The organism is Pseudomonas sp. REP124 (assembly GCF_020164475.1).
Classification (GTDB): Bacteria; Pseudomonadota; Gammaproteobacteria; order Pseudomonadales; family Pseudomonadaceae; genus Aquipseudomonas.
Map to the genome: position 1 here is coordinate 79,336 of NZ_JAIQWX010000002.1, position 23,190 is coordinate 102,525.

Below are 23,190 nucleotides of genomic sequence, written 5' to 3' on the forward strand. Positions count from 1 at the left end.
ACAGGAGACGAAGATGTCGATTGAACACCGCTTGAATTACATTGGCGGCCGCACCAGCGGTGAAGGCGACGTCCTGCTGCACAGCCTCGACGCAACGACCGGAGAGGCACTGCCCTACGCTTTTTACCAGGCTACCGAGGCGGAAGTGAACGCTGCCGCACTGGCCGCCGAATCCGCCTTTGTGACCTATCGCCATTTCCTGCCGGAGCAGCGCGCAGCGTTCCTCGACGCGATTGCCGGCGAGCTCGATGCGCTGGGTGAAGACTTCATTGCCAACGTGTGCCGCGAGACTGCCCTGCCACAAGGCCGCATCATCGGTGAGCGTGCCCGCACCAGCGGCCAGCTGCGTCTGTTCGCCCAGGTGCTGCGTCGCGGCGACTTCCTCGGCGCGCGAATTGACACTGCTTTGCCGGAGCGCACCCCGCTGCCGCGCCCTGACCTGCGCCAGTACCGCGTCGGCGTCGGCCCGGTCGCCGTCTTCGGCGCCAGCAACTTCCCGCTGGCCTTCTCCACTGCCGGCGGCGATACCGCATCGGCGCTGGCCGCCGGTTGCCCGGTGGTCTTCAAGGCCCACAGCGGCCACATGGTGACCGCTGACTTCGTGGCCTCGGCCATCCTGCGCGCCGCCGAGAAAACCGGCATGCCCGCCGGCGTATTCAACCTGATCCACGGCAACGGCGTCGGCGCCGGGCTGGTCAAGCATCCGGCCATCCAGGCCGTGGGTTTCACCGGTTCGCTGCACGGCGGTCGCGCCCTGTGCGACATGGCCGCGGCGCGCCCGCAGCCGATCCCGGTCTTCGCCGAAATGAGCAGCATCAACCCGGTGGTCATGCTGCCCGAAGCACTCAAGACCCGTTCGGACGACATCGCCAGCCAGTTGGCCGCCTCGGTGGTTCAGGGTTGCGGCCAGTTCTGCACCAACCCGGGCCTGGTGATCGGCATTCGTTCCCCCGAGTTCGAACGCTTCCTGACTGCGCTGGCCGCGCGCATGGCCGATCAGGCGTCCCAGACCATGCTCAACGCCGGCACCTTGAAGTCCTACACCAAAGGCGTTGAACGTCTGCATGCCCACGATGGCATCAGCCATCTGGCCGGCCAGCCACAACAAGGCAACCAGGCCGCGCCGCAGCTGTTCAAGGCCGACGCGCGACTGTTGCTGACTGGCGATCCGCTGCTGCAAGAGGAAGTGTTTGGTCCAACCACCGTAGTGGTCGAAGTGGCCGACGCGGCTGAACTGCAACAGGTACTGGCCAGCCTGCACGGTCAGCTCACCGCGACCCTGATTGCCGAACCTGCCGATCTGAAAGCCTTCGCCGCACTGGTTCCGCTGCTGGAACGCAAAGCCGGTCGCCTGCTGCTCAACGGCTACCCGACCGGTGTGGAAGTCAGCGATGCGATGGTCCATGGCGGGCCGTATCCTGCGACTTCCGATGCCCGTGGCACGTCGGTCGGCACCCTGGCCATCGATCGGTTCCTACGCCCGGTGTGCTACCAGAACTACCCGGATGCGCTGCTGCCGCCAGCGTTGAAAAACGCTAACCCGCTGGCCATCGCACGGCTGGTGGACGGTGTGACCACCCGCGATCCGCTATAAAGGTCGGCTGCTACAGGTTCGTGAACACCGCGATCCTGTAGCAGCTGCCGAAGGCTGCGTCCGACTGCTAAGCAGTCGCAAAACCTGAGTACGAGATCAACCTGACACACCGCGATGGCTGATTTCACGGCTGCTGCGCACCCGGACGCAGCCTTCGGCAGCTGTTACAGGTTTTGCGGTGGTTTGACTGACTGGGCTTACCTCATGGAACCACACTGAAAAGACCGTTAACATTTCGCCTGTCTTTCTCAGTCCCGCCAGGTGCCATGTGGCCAAAAAATCGAAACGCGAAATTGCCCTGACCACCGGCAATTGCAACTCTCCCCTCACGGTGGCTGACGTGGCCGTGAAGGCAGGCGTTTCGCCCATTACCGTTTCCCGCGCCTTGAATCGCCCGGAACTGGTGAGCGATGCGACACGCCAGCACGTGCTGGAAGTGGTGCGCGAGATGGGTTACGTGCCCAATCTGCTGGCCGGCAGCCTGGCCTCCAGCAAAAGCCGGCTGGTGGCGATTCTGCTGCCGACCATTGCCAACTCGATTTTCGCCGGTGCCGTGCAAGCCATCATGGATCGGCTGACCGAGGCCGGTTATCAGTCGCTGCTCGGTCCCACCGGTTACTCCCCGGAAAAGGAAGAAGCGCTGCTCGAAGCCATTCTCGGCCGGCGTCCGGACGGCATCGTGCTGACCGGCACCCTGCACACCGAAGCCAGTCGCAGCCGGCTGGCGTCGGCGGGCATTCCGGTGGTAGAAGCCTGGGACTTGAGTGAAACGGCGCTGGACATGCAGGTGGGCTTTTCCCACGAGAAAGTCGGCGAGGTGGTCGCCGATCACTTCTTTGCCAAGGGGTATCGTCGATTCTCCGTGGTCTCGGTGGACGACCCGCGCGCCATTCGCCGCTGCGACAGCCTGATCGCGCGCCTGAAGACCTACGGACTGGATCAGGTCCCCGTTGAAATCCTCCCGCTGCCGGCGACCTGGGAAGTCGGCCGTGAAGGTTTGAAACGCCTCCAGCAACGGGAAACACCACCGGAGCTGATCTTCTGCAGCTCCGACACCCTGGCCTTCGGCGTACTCGCTGAAGCCGCCCTGCAGGGCCTGCGCGTTCCCCAGGACATCGCCGTACTCGGTTTCGGCGACATCACCAATGCGAAATTTGCCCACCCCGCGCTGTCTACCGTCAGTGTCAATGCCGCGAGCATGGGGCGAGAAATCGCCGAAGCCCTGCTCAAAAGATTTTCCGGCACCGCCGATTTGTCTGTAAGCCAGATGGATACAGGCTTCGAGCTGATCGAACGCGCCAGCACCTGATCGCGGTTTTCGAAAAGTCGCCAAACGGCGCTTGAATGATAGCGCTATCTGTTTATGATAGCGCTATCGTTGTACGACAACCTACAACGACACACGACGGCTCGCGTCGTCCTGACAGATCTACCCGCACAAAAATAATTCGTGGGAGCGTCAAACATGCAACAACCCAAGAAAACCCGCGTCCGCTATTTGATCCTGCTCATGCTGTTCCTGGTGACGACGATCAACTATGCCGACCGCGCCACCATCTCCATCGCCGGCTCCAGCATCCAGAAAGACCTGGGCCTGGACGCTGTGACCCTCGGTTACATCTTCTCCGCTTTCGGCTGGGCCTACGTTCTGGGGCAGATTCCGGGTGGCTGGCTGCTCGATCGTTTCGGCTCGAAAAAGGTCTACGCCGGGAGCATTTTCACCTGGTCGTTCTTCACCCTCTTGCAGGGTTACATTGGCGAATTCGGCATCTCCACCGCCGTGGTGCTGCTGTTCTTGCTGCGCTTCACTGTGGGCCTGGCCGAAGCGCCGTCGTTCCCGGGCAATGCGCGGATCGTCGCCTCGTGGTTCCCGACCAAGGAACGCGGCACCGCCTCGGCGATCTTCAACTCCGCGCAGTACTTCGCCACCGCGCTGTTCGCGCCGCTGATGGGCTGGATCGTCTACACCTTCGGCTGGCAGCACGTGTTCATCGTGATGGGCGCTTTGGGTATCGTGTTCTCGATGATCTGGATGAAGACCATCTACAGCCCCAAGGATCACCCGCGCGTCAATGCCGCTGAGGTCCAGTACATCGCTGAAAACGGCGGTCTGGTCGATCTGGATGACAAGAGCAAGAAGAAGGACGGTGGCCCGAAATGGGATTACATCCGTCAACTGCTGACCAACCGCATGATGGCCGGCATCTACCTGGGCCAGTTCTGTATCAACGCCCTCACCTACTTCTTCCTGACCTGGTTTCCGGTCTATCTGGTGCAGGAACGGGGCATGACCATTCTCAAGGCCGGCATCATCGCCTCCTTGCCGGCGATCTGCGGGTTCCTCGGTGGCGTGCTCGGCGGCGTGTTGTCGGACATGCTGTTGCGCCGCGGCCACTCCCTGAGCGTGGCGCGCAAGACGCCGATCGTGTGCGGCATGATGCTGTCGATGAGCATGATCATCTGCAACTACGTCGACGCCGACTGGATGGTGGTGTGCTTCATGGCCCTGGCGTTCTTCGGCAAAGGCATCGGCGCACTGGGCTGGGCCGTGGTTTCCGACACATCTCCGAAACAGATCGCCGGCCTCTCCGGTGGCCTGTTCAACACCTTCGGCAACCTGTCCTCGATCTCTACCCCGATCGTGATCGGCTACATCATCGCCGCCACCGGCTCTTTCAAGATGGCACTGGTCTTCGTGGGCGCCAACGCCCTTCTGGCCGCGATCAGCTACCTGTTCATCGTCGGTGACATCAAGCGAATCGAACTCAAGGGCGTGTCCGCAGAGCCGGATCACGCCGTGCAAGCAGGCACATTACCCACCACTGCAGGAAAGGTATGAATCCATGGAAACTCTGATCCAACGCCACACTGGTGCCCCTGTCATTACCGAACTGAAAGTGGTTCCGGTTGCCGGTCACGACAGCATGCTGCTCAACCTGAGCGGCGCCCACAGCCCGTTTTTCACCCGCAACGTGCTGATCCTCAAGGACAGCGCCGGTCACACCGGCGTCGGTGAAGTACCGGGCGGCGAAGGCATCCGCAAGACCCTGGAAGACGCCCGTGACCTGCTCATCGGCCAGTCCATCGGCAACTATCAGAGCCTGCTGAACACCGTGCGCAGCACCTTCGCCGATCGCGATGTCGGCGGCCGCGGACTGCAGACCTTCGACCTGCGCATCACCATTCATGCGGTGACCGCCGTGGAGTCGGCCCTGCTCGACCTGCTGGGCCAGCACCTGGACGTGCCGGTGGCAGCCCTGCTCGGCCAGGGCCAGCAGCGCGATGCCGTGGAGATGCTCGGCTACCTGTTCTACGTCGGTGACCGCAAAAAAACCGACCTGGCCTACCGCTCGGAACCGGACGCCGACAACGCCTGGTTTCGCCTGCGCAACGAAGAGGCACTGACACCGGAGACGGTGGTGGCGCTGGCCGAGGCGGCCTACGATCGTTACGGTTTCAAGGACTTCAAACTCAAGGGTGGCGTGCTGCGCGGCGAGCAGGAGATCGAGGCGGTCACCGCCTTGTCGGAGCGCTTCCCGGATGCGCGCATCACCCTCGATCCGAACGGCGCCTGGTCGCTGAAGGAAGCCGTGGCGCTGTGCCGCGATCAGCACAACGTGCTGGCTTACGCGGAAGATCCTTGCGGTGCGGAAAACGGCTACTCCGGTCGCGAAGTCATGGCCGAGTTCCGTCGCGCCACCGGCCTGCGCACGGCCACCAACATGATCGCCACCGACTGGCGCCAGATGGGCCATGCGATCCAGTCGCAGTCGGTCGACATTCCGCTGGCCGACCCGCACTTCTGGACCATGCAGGGCTCGGTGCGCGTGGCGCAGATGTGCGACGACTGGGGCCTGACCTGGGGCTCGCACTCCAACAACCACTTCGACATTTCCCTGGCGATGTTCACCCACGTGGCAGCCGCCGCACCGGGCACCATCACCGCCATCGACACCCACTGGATCTGGCAGGACGGCCAGCGCCTGACCAAAGAGCCGCTGCAGATCAAGGGCGGGATGGTCGAGGTGCCGAAGAAACCGGGGTTGGGGGTGGAGCTGGATTGGGATGAGTTGATGAAGGCGCATGAGCTTTACAAGGGCATGGGCCTGGGTGCTCGGGATGATGCAACGGCGATGCGTTATCTGGTGCCGGGTTGGGAGTTCAACAACAAGCGGCCGTGTATGGTTCGTTGATCGAGTAGGCCTGCTTCCTTTGATTCGGGATGCAGTACGGCTAAACACATAACCTGTGGCGAGGGGGCTTGTCGAATCGTCGCACCGCCCCGTTGGACTGCGCAGCAGTCCCATCTTTTGGGGCCGCTTCGCGACCCAACGGGGGCAAGCCCCCTCGCCACAATGATCTCATTTCCACAAGGTCAGGCAGTGTCCGCACCGGCGCGCGCCTTACCAAAACTTCCAGGTATAGGTCGTCGCAAACCGATACTCGTTGTAGTCATACCCATATTTCTGCTTCACATCGATATTGCGCAAATCAAACGCCAACCCTTGCAACGCCCCGCTCTGCACCACATAGCTCAGCGTCAGGTTGCGTTCGCTCTCCTCGTTGTCGCTCAAATTCCCGCCTCGATCCCAGTTCGTGCCCTTGGTGTAGCGGCTGTAGAACTTCAGCCCCGGCACGCCCAGCCCCGCGAAGTCATAGCCGTAGCGCGCCGACCAGGATTTTTCGTCCGGGCGAATGAAAGCCAGTGACGACCAGTTCACCAGGTAAGGCTGCGGAATGTAGCCATTCATGGTCGGGAAGATGCTGTCACCGAGCATGCGCTGGTAACTGACGCCGAACATGTGCGCGCCCTTGAGCAGTGTGAACAACGCGCCATAGGCACGGTTATCGATTTCACCGGCCACCGCATTGCCGTCTTCGTTGTTGTTGAAGTAGCGCAGGTCGCTCTTGAGCTTGTACCCACCACCCAAGTCAGCCATGTGCATCAGGCCGAAATAGTGCTGCTGGTAAATGTCGTGCAGCACCCCGTAGAAGTAGCTGGCCTGCAGGTTCTTGGTAATGTCGTAGGTGGCCCCGCCAAAGTCCAGGCCGTCACTGTCGAGATTGTCGGTGGTGCCCCACTTGTAGAGTTTCTCGTGATTGGACGATTCACGGGTGACCGCAGACCAGAAGCGCCCGCCAGTCAGGGTCAGGCCATCGACCTCTTTGGACTCGACCACCGCGCCCTGGTAGATGGTGTCCAGTTGGCGGCTGGTATCATCGAACGCCACCGGCAATTGCGGGCGCATGTCGCCGACCTTCAGCTCGGTCTTGCTGTAGCGCATCTTCAGAGTCGCGCCGGCGCGGCTGTAGTCGTCGGCGGTCTGCTGCTTGCGGACGCTGTAGGGCAACGAACCGTCATTGCCCGACGAGTCCAGGCGCACGGCGTATTGCGCATCCACATCCAGGCCGATGGCCAGGGCCGTGTCGGTGTAGCCGGAGGTGAACTGCGCATCGAAACCCTGGGACCAGCTGTGCACTTCGGACACCGGCGCATTGGTATTGGTGTAGTTGCGATGCAGGTAGAAGTTGCGGGTGTCGAGCTTGAAGTGACTGTCATCGATCACATCGGCCTGTGCCGTCAACGTCGAGCAGGTCAAACCCATTACGCTGGCGATACCCAGCCCACGGCAAAGCCGGTTTCCATGAACCATCTCACATCTCCACGTTTGTATGTGCCGGGGCACTGTGCATATAGGAGGTCAATAAAAGGAGTCGGGATCAGGGGCGTTTCAAAGCCCCCTCGAACGCGGGCGTCAGGCCGGACAGTTCGAGCTTGCGCACGAAGTCGCCGAGGCGCTGCTGCTTGTAGGCGTCCACGTCCTGGCCTCGGTAATCGTAAAAACCCTGGCCATCGCGCAGGCCGTTGCGGCCGTTCTGCATGTTGTCGCTGATCACCTGGGGCGACTCGAAACGCGGCGCCAGCGCACCACTCAGATAACGCGAGGCGTAATACAGAATGTCGCCGCCGCCCCAGTCGATGAACTCGAGCAGGCCCAGCACCGAGAACCGCAGGCCGAAACCGACGCGCACCGCGGTGTCGATATCCTCGGCACTGGCCACGCCCTCCTCGACCATCCGCGCTGCCTCGTTCATCGCCAGCGCCTGGATGCGCGGGACGATGTAGCCGGCCACCGGATTGCACACCACCGGCACCTTGCCGATCTGCTTGAGCAGTTGCAGCAGGCGTTCCACCACTTGCGGGCAGGTCACTTCGCTGCGGCTGACTTCCACCAGCGGCATCAGGTAGGCGGGATTGAGCCAGTGGGCGTTCACGAAACGCTTGGGCTCGCTGACCATTTCCGCAAGCTCGGTGACCAGGAAGGTCGAGGTCGTCGAAGCGATGATGGCCGTCGCCGGGACGCACTCACTGACCCAGGCGAAGGTCTCCTGCTTGACCGCGATGACTTCCGGCACCGCTTCGAACACCAACTCGCATTCGCGCAAGGTCGCCGTGGCGGCGGATCGGGATTGCAGCGTCAGCCGGGACAACGCGATGTCCGCCTGCTCCGGCAACAGCATGCCCAGACGCACCAGCATCTGCAGTTCGCTGCGAACATTGCCGCGCACGCGCTCGAAATAATCGCGCCGCTCTTGCTCGGCGCGTTCCTTGATGTCGATCAGGGTGACGGGCAGGCCCGCGTGGATGAAGGCCAGGGCAATGCCCTCGCCCATCCGCCCGGCGCCGACCACGCTGACGTTAGGCAGCGCGGCGCTCATCAATTGAAACCCCGGGTCAGCAGCTCGGTCATCTGCACTCGGCTCAACCCGGCCAAGCCAAGGTTTTCCAGGGTGCGGCCTTCGGCGTAAAGGTCGCGGGCGGCAACCGCCGAGGCAATGCTCAGCAAGCCCTGCGCCACCGGTGTCGGCACACCGGCCCAACGCCCAACGGACACCAGGAAGGACAGGCCCAGACGGGTGTCCTCGAGCATGTAGCGGTGTTTCTGCAGGTCGATGTCTTCGCGCCAGTCGCCGCTGTCGGTCAACTTGCCGTGGGCGCCGCGCCCGTACATCCACTCCTCGCCTTCGGTGGTGTTGTAGTGATCGGCCAGCGGAAAGTGCGGCGCGCCGTAGGTCAGGGCTTCACGCACGGCCATGCGCTCGGCGTCGAGTTGGTTGGTCACGCGGCGGATCGACGGCTGGGTGCCTTCGTGATGAATGTCCCAGGTCTCGAAGTGCTCCAGGGGACCTGCGTTCATCATGATCAGCGGCGGGTGAATGACGGGACCGGCGTTCATCAGCGCGCCGCTCAGGGCGTCTTCGATTGGCTCGACACTCGGATAGGCCTCGCGCAGTACCGCAAAGGCATGCTCGGACAGGTTGCTGGGGAACACGCCGGTTGGCAGGCGGGTCGCGTAGCCGCTGATCACCAGATCGCTGGCACCGTGCTTGCGCACCAGGTACGGCAGCGTGCCGGTTTCGGCGAAGGCGACACTGCTCCGATTACCCGCATCGGCCATGGCCTTGGCAAACACGAAGCTGCCGAAAGTGCCCGGCGGCAGGAACACCACCTGACCGTCGCGCAGATGCGGGGCGACCTGTTTGGCCAGATCCTCGTGGGAGGTCGAGGGCAGCGGGATGATCACCAGCTGCGCATCGCCCAGGGCTTCGGCCAGATCGTCGGTCAGCGACAGCGCATCGCCAGGTTTGCCGACGGACAGCTGGCGCGTGCCACGGTAGTCCTTGATGGTCAGGCTGCCGATGTCCAGCAGCGCCTTGAACGCTGCACTGTCACGACGCCACAGGCGGGTTGCGTGCCCCTTTTCAGCCATTTCTGCAGCAGCGGCGTAGCAGCCGTGACCACCACCCAGCACGGTAATCTTCATGGGAAAGCTCCTCTTGTCAGTAGCTCGATCCTATCGAGCCCCACCCCCAGCGACTCTCCCGATTGCGCAACCGACTCACCGATTGCGCACATGCCTCAATGCTTCTGTCGGCGCAGGGTGTCCGACGGCAGGCAGCCATAACGCTGCCGGTAAGCGCTGGAGAAATGCCCGAAGCTGTTGATCCCGTGACGCAGCAGAATGTCGGTGACGGTTTCGCCGGCCCTGCCCTGCTTCAAGGATTCATGGATCACGGCCAGGCGGCGGTCGCGGATGTAATTGAGCGGCGCCTGCTGGAGGAACTGGTTGAAGCCGTTCTGCAGGGTGCGCACCGAAACGCCGCACAGTTCGCTCAGGGTGGTCAGGCTGATGGGTTCATCGAGGTGCGCCTCGATGTAGTCCCGGGCCTTCTTCACGTGGTGCGGCAGCGCCACGCGGGTGTCGTTCAACAGGTCCGCAGAGTAGTTGTGCGGCAACTGGGTGAGCAGCAATTGCATCAGGTATTCGGACAGGTTGCCGGCCAGAAGCGAGCCGTCGACGCCACTACCGTACAGCCGGCAGATGTAGTCCAGAGTGTGGTAGAGACTGACGGCGCCGGCGCCCTGATGATCGACACTGACATCGAAGATCACCGACTGCTGCAGGCTGCGGTCGAGCAGGCGTTGCAGCTGGGTTTCCAGGGCGTCACGGTCGATGCGCAGGATCAGGTTGCGGCATTCGCCGTCGGTGACGATGCGGCTTTGCGCGAACGGCGAGGATACGCTCAGGCACCCGGTCTGCATCGCCGCGCTGCGCTGCCCGTGGGCCACTTCGCAATTGCCGCGCAGGGTGATGCGAAACAGGTACTGGTGGGTGATGTCGCCGATGGTGACTTCCACCGGCGCGCCATAGCTCAGGTCGAGCAGCGCCGCGTCGCCGAAGAACACGCCGTTGAGCCGGGTGTGCATGGGCTCGTCGCACAGCACGTTGAAGCTGTGCGGACACAGGTAATGGCTGACCTTGTCCTTGATCTCGCGGTAATCGGCCGAGCTCAGCAGGCTGTGCCGTTCCAGCAGGTGTACGTCATTGAGCATCGAGGGTTCTCCTGATCAGGCGCGCCTCGGCCCCGCCCCGTTCAGACAGGGCGAGGCCGAGACGCGGATCATGGGCAACGTGGATCAGGCCTGGGTCGGATACTCCCGGGCATGGCTTTCACGGAAGCAGCGGCAGCCGCGCCACAGCAGGAGCACGGTCAAAGCCGAGGCACCGACAATCACCAGCGACATCGACGAACCCACCGCGGCAGGCGAGCCGAAGTAACGGTCGGTCAGCAGCGCCACCAGCGTGGTGCCCAACCCCAGGCCCAGCAGATTGCTGATCAACAGGAACACCGCCGAGACCTGGGCGCGCACCTGATTCGGGGCGAGGATCTGCATGGCGGCGGTCGAGGCCGGCATCGGGAACGAGGCGAAGAACATCGCCGGCACCAGCAGCGCCACGGACAGCCATAGTTGATCGACCTGCGAGAACAATACCGCCGGCACCGCCATGCCGAGGGCGCCGATCACCCCGGTGCGCATCGCGGCGTCCGAATGACCGCGCTTGGCCAGAAGATCAGTGAGCCAGCCGCCGAACAACACGCCGGTGGTGTTGGCGAGCAACAGCACCGTGCCGAGCATGTAGCCCGCTTCGACCGGCGTCAGGCCAAACTTGCGGATATACAGCGCCGGGCTCCAGCTCATCAGGCAGAACAGCACCATGGCGTAGAACGAAAAGCCCAGGTAATGACAGGTGAAGGTGGCGCGGTGACGACCCAGGAAGCGGAAACCATCGCTCAACGCGACTTTCTTCGGCCGACCCTGCTCATCCACCTGCAAGCCTTTGCGCGCAGGGTCGCGCACGGTCAGCCAGATCAGAATGCCGACCAGGATGCCCGGCAGGCCGACAATGAAAAACGCCAGCTGCCAGGCTTTCATGGCGCCGAGAAAGGCGACTTCGAAGGTGCTCATGTCCTTGAGCAGCGCGATCACATAGCCGCCCACCAGAAAGGCCAGGCCACCACCGACGAACGAGCCGATCGAGTAGATGCCCACGGCACGGCCGAGCTTCTCCTTGGGGAACATGTCGCTGAACATCGAATACGCCGACGGCGACAGCGCCGCTTCACCGACACCCACACCGATGCGGGCGAGGAACATGTGCAGGAAGTTCTTGCTCAACCCGCAAGCCGCCGTCGCCAGACTCCAGAACACCACCCCGACGGCAATGATCTTCGGCCGGGAAAAACGGTCGGCCAGGTAGGCTATGGGCATGCCCATGAAGGCGTAGAACAGGGAAAACGCCAGCCCGTGAAGCAGGCTGAACTGCGTGTCGCTGATCTGCAAATCGGCTTTGATCGGCTCGATCATCAGCGCGAGGATCTGCCGGTCCACGAATGAAAAGATGTAGGCCACCATGCACAGGCCCACCACATACCACTCGTAGATGTAGGTTTTCTTCTTTTGCAGGACCGCGTTATCGACCTGGATATTCACTGGTGTTAGCTCCTCTTGGAATCCGTTCGGATGCGTGACCGGGGCACCGGTCATGCACGCTGTGTGCCGGGGGATGGAGGGCAGATTTCAGGAGGGACGGAGGGCTTGGACATTGTCGGTTCTCTTGTTGTTATGGTTTGACTGCAAGGCGTACGGGATGAAGCAAGACCACAGCGATGATGCGCATCGCTGCAGGTAAGGTAAGTCAGTGGATGCCGGGGTGGTATCAAGATGAACAGCCGGTGGTGCAAGCAAATCTCCCATTCGTACTGGGGATTTCTTTAGTTGGCGGGAAGCAAGGAATGCAATCTCTGTAGCAGCTGCCGAAGGCTGCGTCCGGCTGCGAAGCAGCCGTAACCCCAGACGCCTCGGTGTGTCAGATATATCCGGTGTACAGGTTTTGCGACTGCTGCGCAGCCGGACGCAGGCTTCGCCAGCTGCTACCGGACCTGCGGATGTACACAAAACTGACGAGCGACCTCAACCACTGTGGGAGCGGGCTTGCCCGCGATGGAAGCCGGGACACCGCGGAGTGTCAGGTGACCAACGTCATCGTTGACGACCATCGCGAGCAAGCTCGCTCCTACAGGTGATGCGTTATCACCGATGGCGGCGGTTGGCCCGCGGCCCTATCAATGCCGTCGATGTTCACAATCACTTCAATGAAGTTCTCTTAAAAATCCTGCGGCGTAACATCTGCTCCATACCAACCCAAAACACCCGGAGCACACGATCATGAAACGCCAAACCATCCTCAGCATCGTTTTCTCGGTTTTCGCAGTTAACGCTTTTGCCGCTTCTTCCGCTCAACCGGTAGTTGCCGAAGGCGGCTCGGATCGGCTGATCGAAAGCCGTGTGGCTGAAGGTGGTTCCGACCGTCTGCAACAGAATCGTGTTGCCGAAGGTGGCGCTGATCGTCTGCTGGAAAAACGCAATGCAGTTGCAGCCGATGGTTCGGATCGTTTGAAAGGTAACGAGGTTGCTGCTGACGGTTCTGATCGTCTGAAAGGCAACACCGTCGCCGCTGATGGCTCTGACCGCCTGAAAGGCAACACTGTCGCTGCTGATGGCTCCGACCGCCTCCACGGTAACACCGTCGCAGCCGATGGCTCTGACCGCCTCCACGGCAACACCGTCGCAGCCGACGGCTCCGACCGCCTGAAAGGCAACACTATCGCCTAAGCCCTTCGCGTCACCGCAACACCCACAAAAAGCCCGGCCTGATCAGCCGGGCTTTTTCGTGCACGATTTCGCCATCGCCACGAATCACTGTAGGAGCGAGCACGCTCGCGATGGACGTCAACGATGACGCTGGATGCCTGACACCCCGCGGTGCTTCTGCCTCCATCGCGAGCAAGCTCGGTCCTACAGGGGGCAGGTGCTCATTAAGGACGGCTATACACCTCCCGCCCCGCAAAATACGTCTTGAGCACCTGCGTACCCGCCAGCTCCGTCTCGGGCGCGGTGAACACATCGCGGTCGACGATGATCATGTCCGCCTGCTTGCCGGGCACCAGTGAACCGATCTGCTTTTCCAGGCCAATGGTTTTCGCCGCATTGAGCGTGTAGGCGTAGAACATGGTTTCGCGATCGATGGCTTCGGCCGCGTTCAGCACGCCCTTCGGACCTTTGCGGCTGATCGCCTGGCCGATGGCTTTCCAGGGCTCTGGTGTGGAAACCGGCCAGTCGCTGGCACCGGAAATGGTCGCGCCGTTCTTGAGCAGCGAGCGGGCCGGATACATGAACTGGAATTGCATGGCGTTGATGTACGGCTGCAGCAGGTCGATGCTCAGCTCGTCCGCCGAAGCCCAGTAAAGCTGCATCGAGGCGATGACATTGAGCGGCTTGAAGCGGGTGAATTCCTTGGGGTTGACCATTTGCAGGTGGGTGATGGAGTGGGCGACGTTGTTGTGCCCTTCGCGGCGCGCCTGCTCGATGCCATTGAGGGATTCACGCACGGCGCGGTCGCCGATGGAATGCACGTGCACCAGCCAGCCGCGAGCATCGGCTGCGCCCACCAGTTCGCCGAAGTGTGCAGGGTCGATCAGCAGCTCCCCGCCCTTGAGCGAGTTTTTATAGGGCGATAACAGCGACGCGGTTTTTGCGGGAAACTCCACGACGCCATCGGCAAACACCTTGATGCCGGGCAGGCTGAGGTTGTCGACGCCGGCAAACTGCTTGCGCACCTGCTCCATGACCTCAAGGTCGGCGGGCTTGCTCTTGGGGTTGACCACCATCAGCGCGGCCACGTGCAGGTCCAGTTCACCTTTGTCGGCCAGGGCTTTGTAGGCCGGCAGTACGCCGACGTTTTTCACCGTGGGCTTGAAGTCGAACAGTGCATCGCCAGGCACCGCGTTGGCCGCCGGGTCCATCAGCGCGGTCACGCCCAGGCTGTGGTAGAGATCGCGAGCGGCTTCGGCGGCGCCCACCAATTGTTCGAGGCTGGCCGGTGGCAGTTGCGACATCACCGCCGACAGACCGGCGTCGGCGACGAAGCCGTTCGGCGTGTTGTCCGGGTGGTGGCCGATGGTCGCCACTGCCTCACCGGTCAGCGCCTTGACCCGCGCAGCATCGATGCCCGCGCGTTTGAGCAACGCCTTGTTGGCCCAGCCGGTGTGGTAATCCCAGCCGAGGAACAGGATCGGCGTGTCTTTCCATTCACCCTGGTTGAAGCGCTTTTCGAACTCCGCCACCTCGCTCCAGTAGGTCGAGGGCGTGCCGCTAACGCTCAGGATGTCGCCGTGCCGGGCCTTTCCGTTGTCGCGCCATTCGCGCAGGCGTTGCTCCAGTTCGTCGAACGGCAGCATTTGCGTTTCGAGGTCGGCGGACTTGAGCTTCACCCCGCCAAACACCGCATGACTGTGGGTGTCGATGAAGCCGGGCATCAGCACCTTGCCCTGCAAATCGATGACGTCAGTGCCGGGCTCCTTCAGCGCCATCACCTCGGAGTCGCTGCCCACTTTGACGACCTTTCCGTTCTCCACCGCGACGGCCTGTTGCAGTCCTTTGCCCTGCTGCGCCGTGAAGACTTTGCCGTTATGCAAAATCAAGTCGGTCGCCGCCATGCTTTCCATTGAGGAAAGACCAATGGCCACCGCCAATGCCGACAGGAATACTCGCTTCATCGTCCCACACCTTTTTCTTGTTGGAATGGCCGGAGACTAGCGAAGTACGTGACAGTGCAGAATACTCACCCCACGCAACTCATACTTTCCAGACAGGAAACACTGAATGGACCAGCTCAGCGCCATCGCCATGTTTGTCGAGACCGCCGACCAGGGCAGCTTCACCCGGGCCGCCTCGCAATTGGGCAAGACCACCTCGGCACTGACCCGCGCCATCACCCACCTTGAAGAAGAGTTGGGCACGCGCCTGTTCGAGCGCTCCACGCGGCGAATCGCCCTGACCGAAGCCGGGGAACTTTTCCTCGCCAGCTCCAGGCAAGTGCTCACGCAACTGGAGCAGGCCCGGGAAGACATCGATCAGCTGCAGAGCGAGATGTACGGCCTGTTGCGCATCACCGCCCCGCCCTCCTTCGCGCCGGCCTTTCTCAATGCGGTGTGCTGTCGCTTTCTGGAGCTGTATCCGCAGATGCGCCTGGACGTGGTGTTGACCGATGAATTCGTCGACCTCGCCGAAGGCCGCTTCGACCTGGCCGTGCGCGACGGCCCGGTGGAGCTGCCCGACCTGATCACCCGCCCCCTGACCGCCAACCGCATCCTCCTGTGCGCCAGCCCCCAATACCTGCAACGCAACCCGCTGCCCGTGCAACCGGACACCTTCGCTCAGCATGACTGGCTGCTGTTCCGCCATCCGGCCCTGAACCCGCATTTCTGGTGGATCGAACACAACGGCGAACGCCAGCGCATCCCGCAGCCGGTTCCACGCCTGAGCAGCGACAACTACGATTTACTGTTCAGCGCGCTGCTGGCTGGCCGGGGTTTGCAGTTCTGCCCGCAATGGAGCGCCGCGCCGTACATCAGGCGCGGCGAACTGGTGCACCTGCTGCCCGAAGCCGACCTCGATCCGGAGCAGTTCGGCCGAAAGATTCATGTGATTTACCCGGCGCACCGGCGGCATACGCGCAAGCATCAGGCGTTTATCCAGTGCCTGAATGAGTATCTGGATGAGCGGGAGTTACATTGATTCACGCCCCTCTTCACAGCAGGAACGAGCTTGCACGCGATGCAGGCCCAGACACCGCGGGAAATCAGGAAGCCCACATCATCGTTGACGACCACCGGAAGCCAGGTAGTCCGGATCCCGTTTTGCTAATCCTGAACTCGATCCATGTAGCAACTGGCGAAGCCTGCGTTCGACTGCTACAAGGATCGCGTTCTGGCTCAACGGACTGAACTTAAGGTTTGCCCAACTCAGTCAATGTACTCCCCCACCACCTCGACAATCCGCCGAGCAATGTGCTCGACATGCGTCTCCAGTGCAAAGTGCCCGGTATCCAGCAACTCCACAACAGCATTCGGATTGTCGCGCTTGTAGGCCTCAGCCCCCGGCGGGATGAAGAACGGATCGCCTTTGCCCCAGATCGCCAGCGTCGGCACCTTCGTATCACGGAAGAACTGCTGGAACGCCGGATACAGCTTCAGGTTGTTCTGGTAGTCGAAAAACAGGTCCAGCTGAATGTCCTTGTTACCCGGCCGCTCCAGCAGCAGCGCATCCAGATAGTAAGCCTCGGGGGCGATGAGATCAGGATTGCTCACCCCTTCCACATACTGCCAGCGAGTGCCTTCCAGATGCAGGATGGCATCCTTGATCACCTGCCGATTGGCCGGCGACGGGTCTGCCCAGTACTGGCGGATCGGCGCCCAGGCCTCCCCCAGACCTTCAAGATAGGCGTTGCCGTTCTGCGAAACGATCGCGCTCACCCGCTCCGGATAGGCCAGCGCCAGGCGCAGGCCGGTGGGCGCGCCGTAGTCGAAGAAGTACATCGCATAACGCTTGAGCTCCAGCACATCGACAAACTGACGAATCGTCTCGCCGATGGCGTCGAAGGTGTAACGGTAATTGCGCTGCGCCGGAACCTCGGTGAAGCCGAAACCCGGCAGATCCGGTGCGATCAGCCGGTACTTGTCCGCCAGCAGCGGGATCAGGTCACGGAACTGGTGCGACGAGCTGGGGAATCCGTGCAACAGCAACAGCACCGGTGCATCCGCAGCGCCCGCTTCGCGATAGAAAACCTTCACGCCATCGGCTTCGACGGACTTGTAGGCAACCTGAATGTGTTGAGAAATGGTCATGGCTAAGCCCTCATGTAACTTGTTAAATTGATTTTGCCGGTTACTGATTTCCATTCTGCACGGGATTTGTAACTAGTCAAATGCTTTTTATCGGTTACACTCTGCACATCGACTCATCGGAAATTGTCATGACCACCTCCCCCATCGAACTGCCCGCCCCGCTGATACTCGCCGACCACCCGGCGCTAGATCTGTTGAACACTCAAATGATGGTCGACGGCCAGCGCCGCGATCTGCTGACCAGTGATGCCGATGCGGCGCAGTGGCTGGAGCAGACCGGCTTTGGACCGGCGGATGAAATGGTGGTGGGTGACGGGCATTTGCTTGCCCGATTGCGCACGTTGCGCGACTGCATCGAAGACCTGCTCGCCGCTCGCCGGGAGAATCGCTTGGCGGATCCGGCGGCACTCAATGGCTTTCTGCTGCAAGCGGTGCCGCAACTGATCTGGGAGGAAGCCGGCGCCCCGCTGCTCGATCGCTTCCGCCAGGCTGAGGCCACCAACCAGCGCCTTGGCCGCCTGGCCTACAACGCCGCCGAACTACTGGCCGAAGGCGATTTCAACCTCGTGCGTAAATGCGAAAGCGCGGACTGTTCACTGATGTTTTACGACCGCACCAAGTCGCACAAACGGCGCTGGTGCAGCATGGCGTTGTGCGGAAACCGGCATAAGGTCGCCGAGTTCCGCAAGCGGCGTCAGGGCGGTGCGTCATGAACTTGTAGAGATCAATTGCCAGCTTTAGCGCTCAAAAGTCTCAAAATCGGAGATGTTCATGACCACCTCACCCCTTCAGCTGGACTGGCTGAGTCGCCTGCTGGACATGATGACTGTAAGAGGTCGGCTGGAAATCCGTTGTGCGTACGGAGCCCCTTGGCAAGTAGCCTATGAAGACTCGGAACCGGGAGAGATGCCCTACCACGTGATATTGCGGGGTACAGCCACTTTGCAAACGCCGGGCATGAGTATCCCCCGGCGATTACAGGCAGGTGATGTCGTGGTGGTGCTCGATGGATCTCGGCATGTGCTCAACGACGGGAGTGGAGAAATCCCTGCGCAAGCAATTCACCGTAATGAGCTCAATCTGGTGGTTAGCGAGAACGCCGGTACCCGAGAGCGACTGGAGATGCTGTGTGGCCGTTTCGTGATCACACCGCCCCATGATCGCTTCATCCGTGAATACTTGCCCGGAACCCTGATTGTCCGCACATCGAACCCGGCACACTCGCCTGACACTCAGACCGCTGCGCAACTGGCCAGCCTTCTGAACTTGATGAGGGCAGAATCCATCGCTGCGAGCCTGGGCGGCAACGCCATGCTGAACGCTTTGTCCGCCGCGCTGCTGACGATGACATTGCGGCTGGCCAGCGAGTCTGCGGATACGCCGACCGGCTTGTTGGCGATGGCTGCACATCCGAGGCTCGCTCCCGCATTGACCGCTATTTTCAACGACCCTGCTCACCCGTGGACACTCCCTGAGCTGGCGGACCTGTGCAACATGTCCCGGGCAACCCTTATCCGCCACTTCCAGGAAAAGGTCGGCAAATCGGCGAATGCTATTTTGACTGACCTGCGAATGACCATTGCGGCGAATGAACTGACCTCCACAACGTTGCCGACCGAGGTCGTCGCCGAGAGGGTGGGTTATCAATCGGTGGCTGCGTTTCGACGCGCTTTCGCTCAGCGCATGGGCATGACACCGGGGGATATGCGTCGATCAAATCAGGGATGAAACCCCGCGTCCGCTCTAGCGGGAATGACTGAACCAGGTGCGTACAACGATTCGCACCTGGTTCAGGTCATGGCTGGAATGGTGAAAGGCTAGCGCAAACTCAAACGGCTTTCACTTCTCCCCCGTCCATGCGCAGAGCGGACCCCGTTATCCAGCGTGCGGAAGGGGAAACCAGAAAGGCCAACAGGTCTGCAATCTCTTCAGGTTCTCCGAATCTGGATATTCCGGCATTTTGCGGAAACCTGATCAGCGCCTCCTCGTCACTCATGCCATTGGCAGACGCCCACTTTTGCACAAATGATCGTCTGCGCCCTGTCATCACCGGCCCCGGCATCACACTGTTCACCTGGACGCCGTCTTCAATTCCACGATCCGCGAAAGCCTTGGCCAGAGCCACAATGGCTGCATTGATGGCCGCCACGGCGGCGTACCCGGATTTGGGTACCTGCGCCGAGTTGCCGGACATCATGACCACCGCACCTGCGGATGCCTTCAAAGCCGGCCACGCAGCCAGCGTAAGCCGTCGCGCGCCGTGCAGCTTGAGCTCGGTCGCCTGGTCCCATTGGTCGTCAGTCATCTCGAACAGATCGATTTGAGGTACTGCACCGGCGATATTCAGCAGGGCGTCGATTCTGCCGAACTTCGCCATCACTTGATCTATCACCACCTTCGGCACACCTGGTGCGGCGATATCGGCATCGATGATCAACGACTCGGCCCCTGTCTCGTGAACGTACCTTGCGGTTTCCTCGAGGTTTTCACGATGCCTGGCCACCAGCACTATCGCTTCGAAGTCCTTCGCCAACCGGATCGCAGTCGCGCGACCGATTCCCTGACTTGCACCTGTGACAATCGCAACCGACTTCGCCATTGAAGCCTCCTGATTCGAGTAATGTGAAGGGAATTCAGTCGACGACAACGACCATTTTGCCGGCCGCTTCGTTTGCTTCCATGACGCGATGAGCCTCATGAATCTCCTCAAAGCTGAAGATCCGGGTCGGTTTGACATCGAGCCGCCCGGCCTCCGCTTCTTGCGCAATCGCCTGCAACGGCACATCGGATAACGGGAAACCTTCAGTTCCGAAAACGAAGCTGCCGAAGAATGTGAGATAGACGCCACTGGACATCTGCAGCAGCGGATTGAAGTCCGCGATCGGATCAAGCCCGCCCAGCCATCCTGCGAGACACACGCGGCCACCGCGACGCACGATCGCCAGAGAATCGATCACCGTGCTGTTACCCACCAGATCAAGTACCGAATCGAAGGTTTTCGCGCCCTCGATTCGGGTCGACAATTGCGGCCCCTCCAACTCAACGGCCCAAGCGCCAAGAGCTTTCAGCATCTGCGCGCGTTTTTCACTACGGGTCGTGGCAACCACCCGGACGCCCGCATTCACCGCCAGCTTCAAAGCTGCCTGCCCGAAAGACGATGTTGCGCCGCGAATGAGCAGTGTCTGGCCCTTCTCGATTTCCAGGTTGCGGAAAAGACATGTCCACGCCGTCGCATAGGTTTCCGGGATTGCGGCCAGTTCCGCCCAGGGCAACTCGGCATTGATCAATGCGACGTTGGAAACCGGCGCTCGCGTGTATTGCGCATAACTGCCGTTGATCGTACGACCCAGGCCGCCCATCAGCGCGGCCACCTTCGCACCGATCGGGAATTCGCCGCCGGGACATGACTTCACTATGCCCACGCATTCAATTCCGCTGACAGGCGCCGATTCCGCCCATTCACCACGGCGCATGTGCATTTCAGCGTGATTGATTCCGAACGCCTTGATCTGGATGACCACGAAACCATCCTGAGCCACCGGCTCAGGGATGTTCCGGTAAACCAGACTGTCCAGGCCGCCGAATTTTTCTAGAACGATCGCTTTCATGAGGTGCTCCTGATGGGCCGTGAAGGCCTGTTCGAATTCATTTCGTCGCCAGAGGAAACCGCCACGACTATCCATCTGCGATAGCATGGCGGCGCCCAAAAAGTAACCTGCCTGATTCCGTTTATGAGGTTATTAACGGTTGAGTAACTTGTCAAACATATTTTGACCGGTTACTATTTTTGCCAGCTTTGTAATGGCGGAGAGTCCAATGCGTACCCACTTGAGCGAACCGGCTATCTTCATCGCAGATGCCCCGGCGCTGGATTTCCTCAATTCAATTGCGACCCCGATCGACGAAATCGTTGACTGGATTGGCGATGCCGACGGATTGCTGGACTGGCTGGAACAGTCGGGGTGGGTAAGCCGGCAAACGCTGGAGGGCGTCGCGCAAAGTGCCATGCCTGGTGAGCTGGATGGCGTCGCTGCACAAGCGAGGGCGTTGCGGGGTTGGTTCAGAGCATTCGTTCTCAAGCATCAGGGAACACCGCTGACCCCTGAGGTCATGGACGAGTTAGCGACGCTTAACCGTTTGCTTGAAAGAGACGACGGCTTTACGCAGATCACCCTCGCCAACCAGGGTCCCGCCAGCCTGCAGCTTCAGCCGCGTCGACGCTGGAAAACACCTGAATCCCTGCTGCTGCCGATCGGTGAAGTGCTGGCAAAATTCATCTGCGAGGAAGACTTTGCCGATGTCAAAAGCTGCGAGGGTGCCGGTTGTACGCTGATGTTCGTAGACCATACCCGAGGTAAAAAGCGTCGCTGGTGCAGCATGGCGGTGTGTGGAAATCGCGCCAAGGCCGCAGCGCATCGCCAGCGCAAGAAACTTCTGTGAATTCCTCGGCGGCATCTGACTGGGTCTTTGGTATCCGCTTGCCGGATGCCTGTCGATGCCGCGCCTCAACGTAACCTTTTTGATTCAATCAAAAAGGTTACTCGAAGCATTCTACCTTTGAATCAATTGTCCTGACGCTCCCAGCGCGAGGCGAGTTGGGCGACTCTTTTCGTTGCGAAAGTATCCAACCTTCACGATTGGAACTTTTGAGCATTATTACGAGACCATATCGACTTACAGGTATCAAAGGCTCTTCATATGATGGCTTCAACGACGAAACACTCATCAATGGAGCTACCCATGTTGCATATCCAGCTTTTCGCAAGCGAAGGCGCCCCCGGCGCCAGACACTCATCCGCGCCGATGGGGAAAACATCATGAACTACCTCATCGATCTACTCGGTCGCTCGGTACTGCTCAAGCGCGACCTGGACTATCACCTGCTTCGCGCCGCCATGGTCGTCATCTTTGTCTGGTTCGGTTACGACAAATGGTTCGTGGCAGAAATCACCGACTTGCTTCCGCTGATCACCAACGGCCCACTCATTTCGTGGACGATTCCGGTCTTGGGCGTCAAGGGCACCAGCATCTTCCTGGGGACGGCGGAATGGACTTTCGGCTTGCTGATTTTTCTGGGTTTCTGGAACAAGAAACTTGGAGTTCTCGGCGCTCTGGGTTCTTGTGCAACCTTCATGGGGACCATCACGATCATGCCGTTCGCGCCAGGTGCCTGGCACGAAGGCGCCGGTGGTTTCCCTGCCATGACAATCGTATCGGCCTTCCTTTTGAAGGATCTCGTATTGCTGGTGGTTTCCGTCTATCTGCTCAAACAGGACGTGGCCCGATTGATCATGGTTGCTGCTGTGAAACGACACTGATACCGGCCTATGGAGCGTCTCACGGGCGCTCCTCTGTCAAGACGATCTGCATTAAACGCAATACGCTCGGCAGCCAGTGCCGTGCAGGCAAAGACAACAATGACGTCACCCCCAAACACCAACAGGGGCTGCTCAATAACCTTTGTCATCACATCATTGGAAGCCTTGATCATGAAAACCCTGAACCTCGAAAACCACGCAACTCAAAAGCTCGTCGACCGCTCGACCCTCGGTAGCCAAATCACCGCGCTGGGCACCTACGGTATCTACCTGGCCCTGGCCGTTATCTACTTCTGGTTCGGCGGCATGAAGTTCACCCACTACGAAGCCATGGGCCTGGTGCCGCTGGTGAGCAACAGTCCTTTGCTGGGTTGGGTTTATGACCTGTTCAGTGTCGATACCTTCTCGGCCCTGCTGGGTGTTCTGGAAGTCTCGATCGGGTTGCTGATCGCCGCGCGCCTGCTGTCGCCCAAGCTCTCCCTGATCGGTGGTGCGCTGTCCGCCGGGTTGTTCTTTACCACCTTGAGCTTCATGTTCTCGACGCCGGGGGTGATCGAGCCCGGCCTTGGCTTCCCGGGGATTTCGGTGGCGCCGGGACAGTTCCTGCTCAAGGACATCGGGCTGCTGGCCGCTTCGATCTTTGTTGCCGGTCACTCGTTGTCTGCACTGGAAACCCGATAAGCCGAA

Annotated in this window: 20 protein-coding genes; 11 read left to right on the forward strand and 9 right to left on the reverse strand. The window is 60.8% G+C overall.

What is annotated here, in order from left to right:
- Positions 1–13: 13 nt before the first annotated feature.
- The 4 genes from K9857_RS01020 (at position 14) to gudD (ending at position 5,787) form a co-directional block, all read left to right on the forward strand.
- A complete protein-coding gene (locus tag K9857_RS01020) occupies positions 14–1,594 on the forward strand; it encodes an aldehyde dehydrogenase (NADP(+)) (RefSeq protein ID WP_224533050.1) in 1,581 nt (526 codons plus the stop codon).
- 268 nt (positions 1,595–1,862) lie between these two features.
- Positions 1,863–2,903 carry a LacI family DNA-binding transcriptional regulator gene (locus tag K9857_RS01025; protein ID WP_224533051.1) on the forward strand — a complete coding sequence of 347 codons (1,041 nt, stop codon included), beginning with the start codon at positions 1,863–1,865 and terminating at the stop codon, positions 2,901–2,903.
- A 156-nt stretch (positions 2,904–3,059) separates the two neighbouring features.
- On the forward strand, positions 3,060–4,433 hold the full coding sequence (locus K9857_RS01030; RefSeq protein WP_224533052.1) for an MFS transporter: 1,374 nt from the start codon (positions 3,060–3,062) through the stop codon (positions 4,431–4,433).
- A 4-nt stretch (positions 4,434–4,437) separates the two neighbouring features.
- A complete protein-coding gene (gene gudD, locus K9857_RS01035; protein ID WP_224533053.1) occupies positions 4,438–5,787 on the forward strand; it encodes a glucarate dehydratase in 1,350 nt (449 codons plus the stop codon).
- A gap of 210 nt (positions 5,788–5,997) precedes the next feature.
- Here gudD and K9857_RS01040 read toward each other — a convergent pair whose 3' ends face one another.
- From K9857_RS01040 to K9857_RS01060, 5 genes are all read right to left on the reverse strand, one after another.
- Entirely contained in the window at positions 5,998–7,248 is a 1,251-nt protein-coding gene (locus K9857_RS01040) for an OprD family outer membrane porin (RefSeq protein WP_224533054.1), read from the reverse strand.
- Positions 7,249–7,315: 67 nt separating this feature from the next.
- On the reverse strand, positions 7,316–8,314 hold the full coding sequence (locus K9857_RS01045) for a 3-hydroxybutyryl-CoA dehydrogenase (RefSeq protein ID WP_224533055.1): 999 nt from the start codon (positions 8,312–8,314) through the stop codon (positions 7,316–7,318).
- Positions 8,314–9,420 carry an NAD/NADP-dependent octopine/nopaline dehydrogenase family protein gene (locus K9857_RS01050; RefSeq protein ID WP_224533056.1) on the reverse strand — a complete coding sequence of 369 codons (1,107 nt, stop codon included), beginning with the start codon at positions 9,418–9,420 and terminating at the stop codon, positions 8,314–8,316. The genes K9857_RS01045 and K9857_RS01050 overlap by 1 nt, the downstream gene beginning before the upstream one ends.
- Before the next feature lie 95 nt (positions 9,421–9,515).
- Positions 9,516–10,490, reverse strand: a complete 975-nt coding sequence (locus K9857_RS01055) for an AraC family transcriptional regulator (protein WP_224533057.1) — start codon at positions 10,488–10,490, stop codon at positions 9,516–9,518.
- A gap of 84 nt (positions 10,491–10,574) precedes the next feature.
- Positions 10,575–11,930 (reverse strand): spinster family MFS transporter, encoded by a 1,356-nt coding sequence (locus K9857_RS01060; RefSeq protein WP_224533058.1) that lies wholly within the window; start codon positions 11,928–11,930, stop codon positions 10,575–10,577.
- Positions 11,931–12,665: 735 nt separating this feature from the next.
- Between K9857_RS01060 and K9857_RS01065 the strand changes: the two genes are divergently transcribed.
- Complete coding sequence (locus K9857_RS01065; protein ID WP_224533059.1) at positions 12,666–13,112, forward strand: hypothetical protein; 447 nt, start codon at positions 12,666–12,668, stop codon at positions 13,110–13,112.
- 203 nt (positions 13,113–13,315) lie between these two features.
- On the opposite strand, the gene K9857_RS01070 is transcribed toward K9857_RS01065, so the two are convergent.
- Positions 13,316–15,055: an amidohydrolase gene (locus tag K9857_RS01070; RefSeq protein WP_224533060.1), complete on the reverse strand. Its 1,740-nt coding sequence runs from the start codon at positions 15,053–15,055 to the stop codon at positions 13,316–13,318.
- A gap of 106 nt (positions 15,056–15,161) precedes the next feature.
- Here K9857_RS01070 and K9857_RS01075 point away from each other — a divergent pair, with 106 nt between their 5' ends.
- Positions 15,162–16,076 carry a LysR family transcriptional regulator gene (locus K9857_RS01075; protein ID WP_224533061.1) on the forward strand — a complete coding sequence of 305 codons (915 nt, stop codon included), beginning with the start codon at positions 15,162–15,164 and terminating at the stop codon, positions 16,074–16,076.
- Between the two features lie 227 nt (positions 16,077–16,303).
- Here K9857_RS01075 and K9857_RS01080 read toward each other — a convergent pair whose 3' ends face one another.
- Positions 16,304–17,185 (reverse strand): alpha/beta fold hydrolase, encoded by an 882-nt coding sequence (locus tag K9857_RS01080; protein ID WP_224533062.1) that lies wholly within the window; start codon positions 17,183–17,185, stop codon positions 16,304–16,306.
- Between the two features lie 128 nt (positions 17,186–17,313).
- Here K9857_RS01080 and K9857_RS01085 point away from each other — a divergent pair, with 128 nt between their 5' ends.
- Both K9857_RS01085 and K9857_RS01090 read left to right on the forward strand, forming a co-directional pair.
- Complete coding sequence (locus K9857_RS01085) at positions 17,314–17,898, forward strand: CGNR zinc finger domain-containing protein (RefSeq protein WP_224533063.1); 585 nt, start codon at positions 17,314–17,316, stop codon at positions 17,896–17,898.
- Positions 17,899–17,956: 58 nt separating this feature from the next.
- Positions 17,957–18,913: a cupin domain-containing protein gene (locus K9857_RS01090; RefSeq protein ID WP_224533064.1), complete on the forward strand. Its 957-nt coding sequence runs from the start codon at positions 17,957–17,959 to the stop codon at positions 18,911–18,913.
- Positions 18,914–19,013: 100 nt separating this feature from the next.
- On the opposite strand, the gene K9857_RS01095 is transcribed toward K9857_RS01090, so the two are convergent.
- Positions 19,014–19,784 (reverse strand): SDR family oxidoreductase, encoded by a 771-nt coding sequence (locus K9857_RS01095; RefSeq protein WP_224533065.1) that lies wholly within the window; start codon positions 19,782–19,784, stop codon positions 19,014–19,016.
- A 34-nt stretch (positions 19,785–19,818) separates the two neighbouring features.
- Positions 19,819–20,793, reverse strand: a complete 975-nt coding sequence (locus tag K9857_RS01100; RefSeq protein ID WP_224533066.1) for a zinc-binding alcohol dehydrogenase family protein — start codon at positions 20,791–20,793, stop codon at positions 19,819–19,821.
- 208 nt (positions 20,794–21,001) lie between these two features.
- Between K9857_RS01100 and K9857_RS01105 the strand changes: the two genes are divergently transcribed.
- The 3 genes from K9857_RS01105 to K9857_RS01115 all read left to right on the forward strand — a co-directional run bounded on the left by K9857_RS01105 (position 21,002) and on the right by K9857_RS01115 (position 23,184).
- Complete coding sequence (locus tag K9857_RS01105; protein ID WP_224533067.1) at positions 21,002–21,625, forward strand: CGNR zinc finger domain-containing protein; 624 nt, start codon at positions 21,002–21,004, stop codon at positions 21,623–21,625.
- A gap of 377 nt (positions 21,626–22,002) precedes the next feature.
- Positions 22,003–22,503, forward strand: a complete 501-nt coding sequence (locus K9857_RS01110; RefSeq protein WP_224533068.1) for a YkgB family protein — start codon at positions 22,003–22,005, stop codon at positions 22,501–22,503.
- A gap of 171 nt (positions 22,504–22,674) precedes the next feature.
- Entirely contained in the window at positions 22,675–23,184 is a 510-nt protein-coding gene (locus tag K9857_RS01115) for a YkgB family protein (protein WP_224533069.1), read from the forward strand.
- Positions 23,185–23,190 lie beyond the last annotated feature (6 nt).

What these genes read in the sequence shown, in the direction of transcription:
- K9857_RS01045 (WP_224533055.1), bottom strand. Translation starts at nt 8,314, where the DNA reads ATGAGCGCCGCGCTGCCTAACGTCAGCGTGGTCGGCGCCGGGCGGATG.
- K9857_RS01065 (WP_224533059.1), top strand. Translation starts at nt 12,666, where the DNA reads ATGAAACGCCAAACCATCCTCAGCATCGTTTTCTCGGTTTTCGCAGTT.
- K9857_RS01055 (WP_224533057.1), bottom strand. Translation starts at nt 10,490, where the DNA reads ATGCTCAATGACGTACACCTGCTGGAACGGCACAGCCTGCTGAGCTCG.
- K9857_RS01050 (WP_224533056.1), bottom strand. Translation starts at nt 9,420, where the DNA reads ATGAAGATTACCGTGCTGGGTGGTGGTCACGGCTGCTACGCCGCTGCT.
- K9857_RS01020 (WP_224533050.1), top strand. Translation starts at nt 14, where the DNA reads ATGTCGATTGAACACCGCTTGAATTACATTGGCGGCCGCACCAGCGGT.
- K9857_RS01100 (WP_224533066.1), bottom strand. Translation starts at nt 20,793, where the DNA reads ATGAAAGCGATCGTTCTAGAAAAATTCGGCGGCCTGGACAGTCTGGTT.
- K9857_RS01075 (WP_224533061.1), top strand. Translation starts at nt 15,162, where the DNA reads ATGGACCAGCTCAGCGCCATCGCCATGTTTGTCGAGACCGCCGACCAG.
- gudD (WP_224533053.1), top strand. Translation starts at nt 4,438, where the DNA reads ATGGAAACTCTGATCCAACGCCACACTGGTGCCCCTGTCATTACCGAA.
- K9857_RS01110 (WP_224533068.1), top strand. Translation starts at nt 22,003, where the DNA reads ATGAACTACCTCATCGATCTACTCGGTCGCTCGGTACTGCTCAAGCGC.
- K9857_RS01105 (WP_224533067.1), top strand. Translation starts at nt 21,002, where the DNA reads ATGCGTACCCACTTGAGCGAACCGGCTATCTTCATCGCAGATGCCCCG.
- K9857_RS01095 (WP_224533065.1), bottom strand. Translation starts at nt 19,784, where the DNA reads ATGGCGAAGTCGGTTGCGATTGTCACAGGTGCAAGTCAGGGAATCGGT.
- K9857_RS01085 (WP_224533063.1), top strand. Translation starts at nt 17,314, where the DNA reads ATGACCACCTCCCCCATCGAACTGCCCGCCCCGCTGATACTCGCCGAC.
- K9857_RS01080 (WP_224533062.1), bottom strand. Translation starts at nt 17,185, where the DNA reads ATGACCATTTCTCAACACATTCAGGTTGCCTACAAGTCCGTCGAAGCC.
- K9857_RS01030 (WP_224533052.1), top strand. Translation starts at nt 3,060, where the DNA reads ATGCAACAACCCAAGAAAACCCGCGTCCGCTATTTGATCCTGCTCATG.
- K9857_RS01115 (WP_224533069.1), top strand. Translation starts at nt 22,675, where the DNA reads ATGAAAACCCTGAACCTCGAAAACCACGCAACTCAAAAGCTCGTCGAC.
- K9857_RS01090 (WP_224533064.1), top strand. Translation starts at nt 17,957, where the DNA reads ATGACCACCTCACCCCTTCAGCTGGACTGGCTGAGTCGCCTGCTGGAC.
- K9857_RS01070 (WP_224533060.1), bottom strand. Translation starts at nt 15,055, where the DNA reads ATGAAGCGAGTATTCCTGTCGGCATTGGCGGTGGCCATTGGTCTTTCC.
- K9857_RS01040 (WP_224533054.1), bottom strand. Translation starts at nt 7,248, where the DNA reads ATGGTTCATGGAAACCGGCTTTGCCGTGGGCTGGGTATCGCCAGCGTA.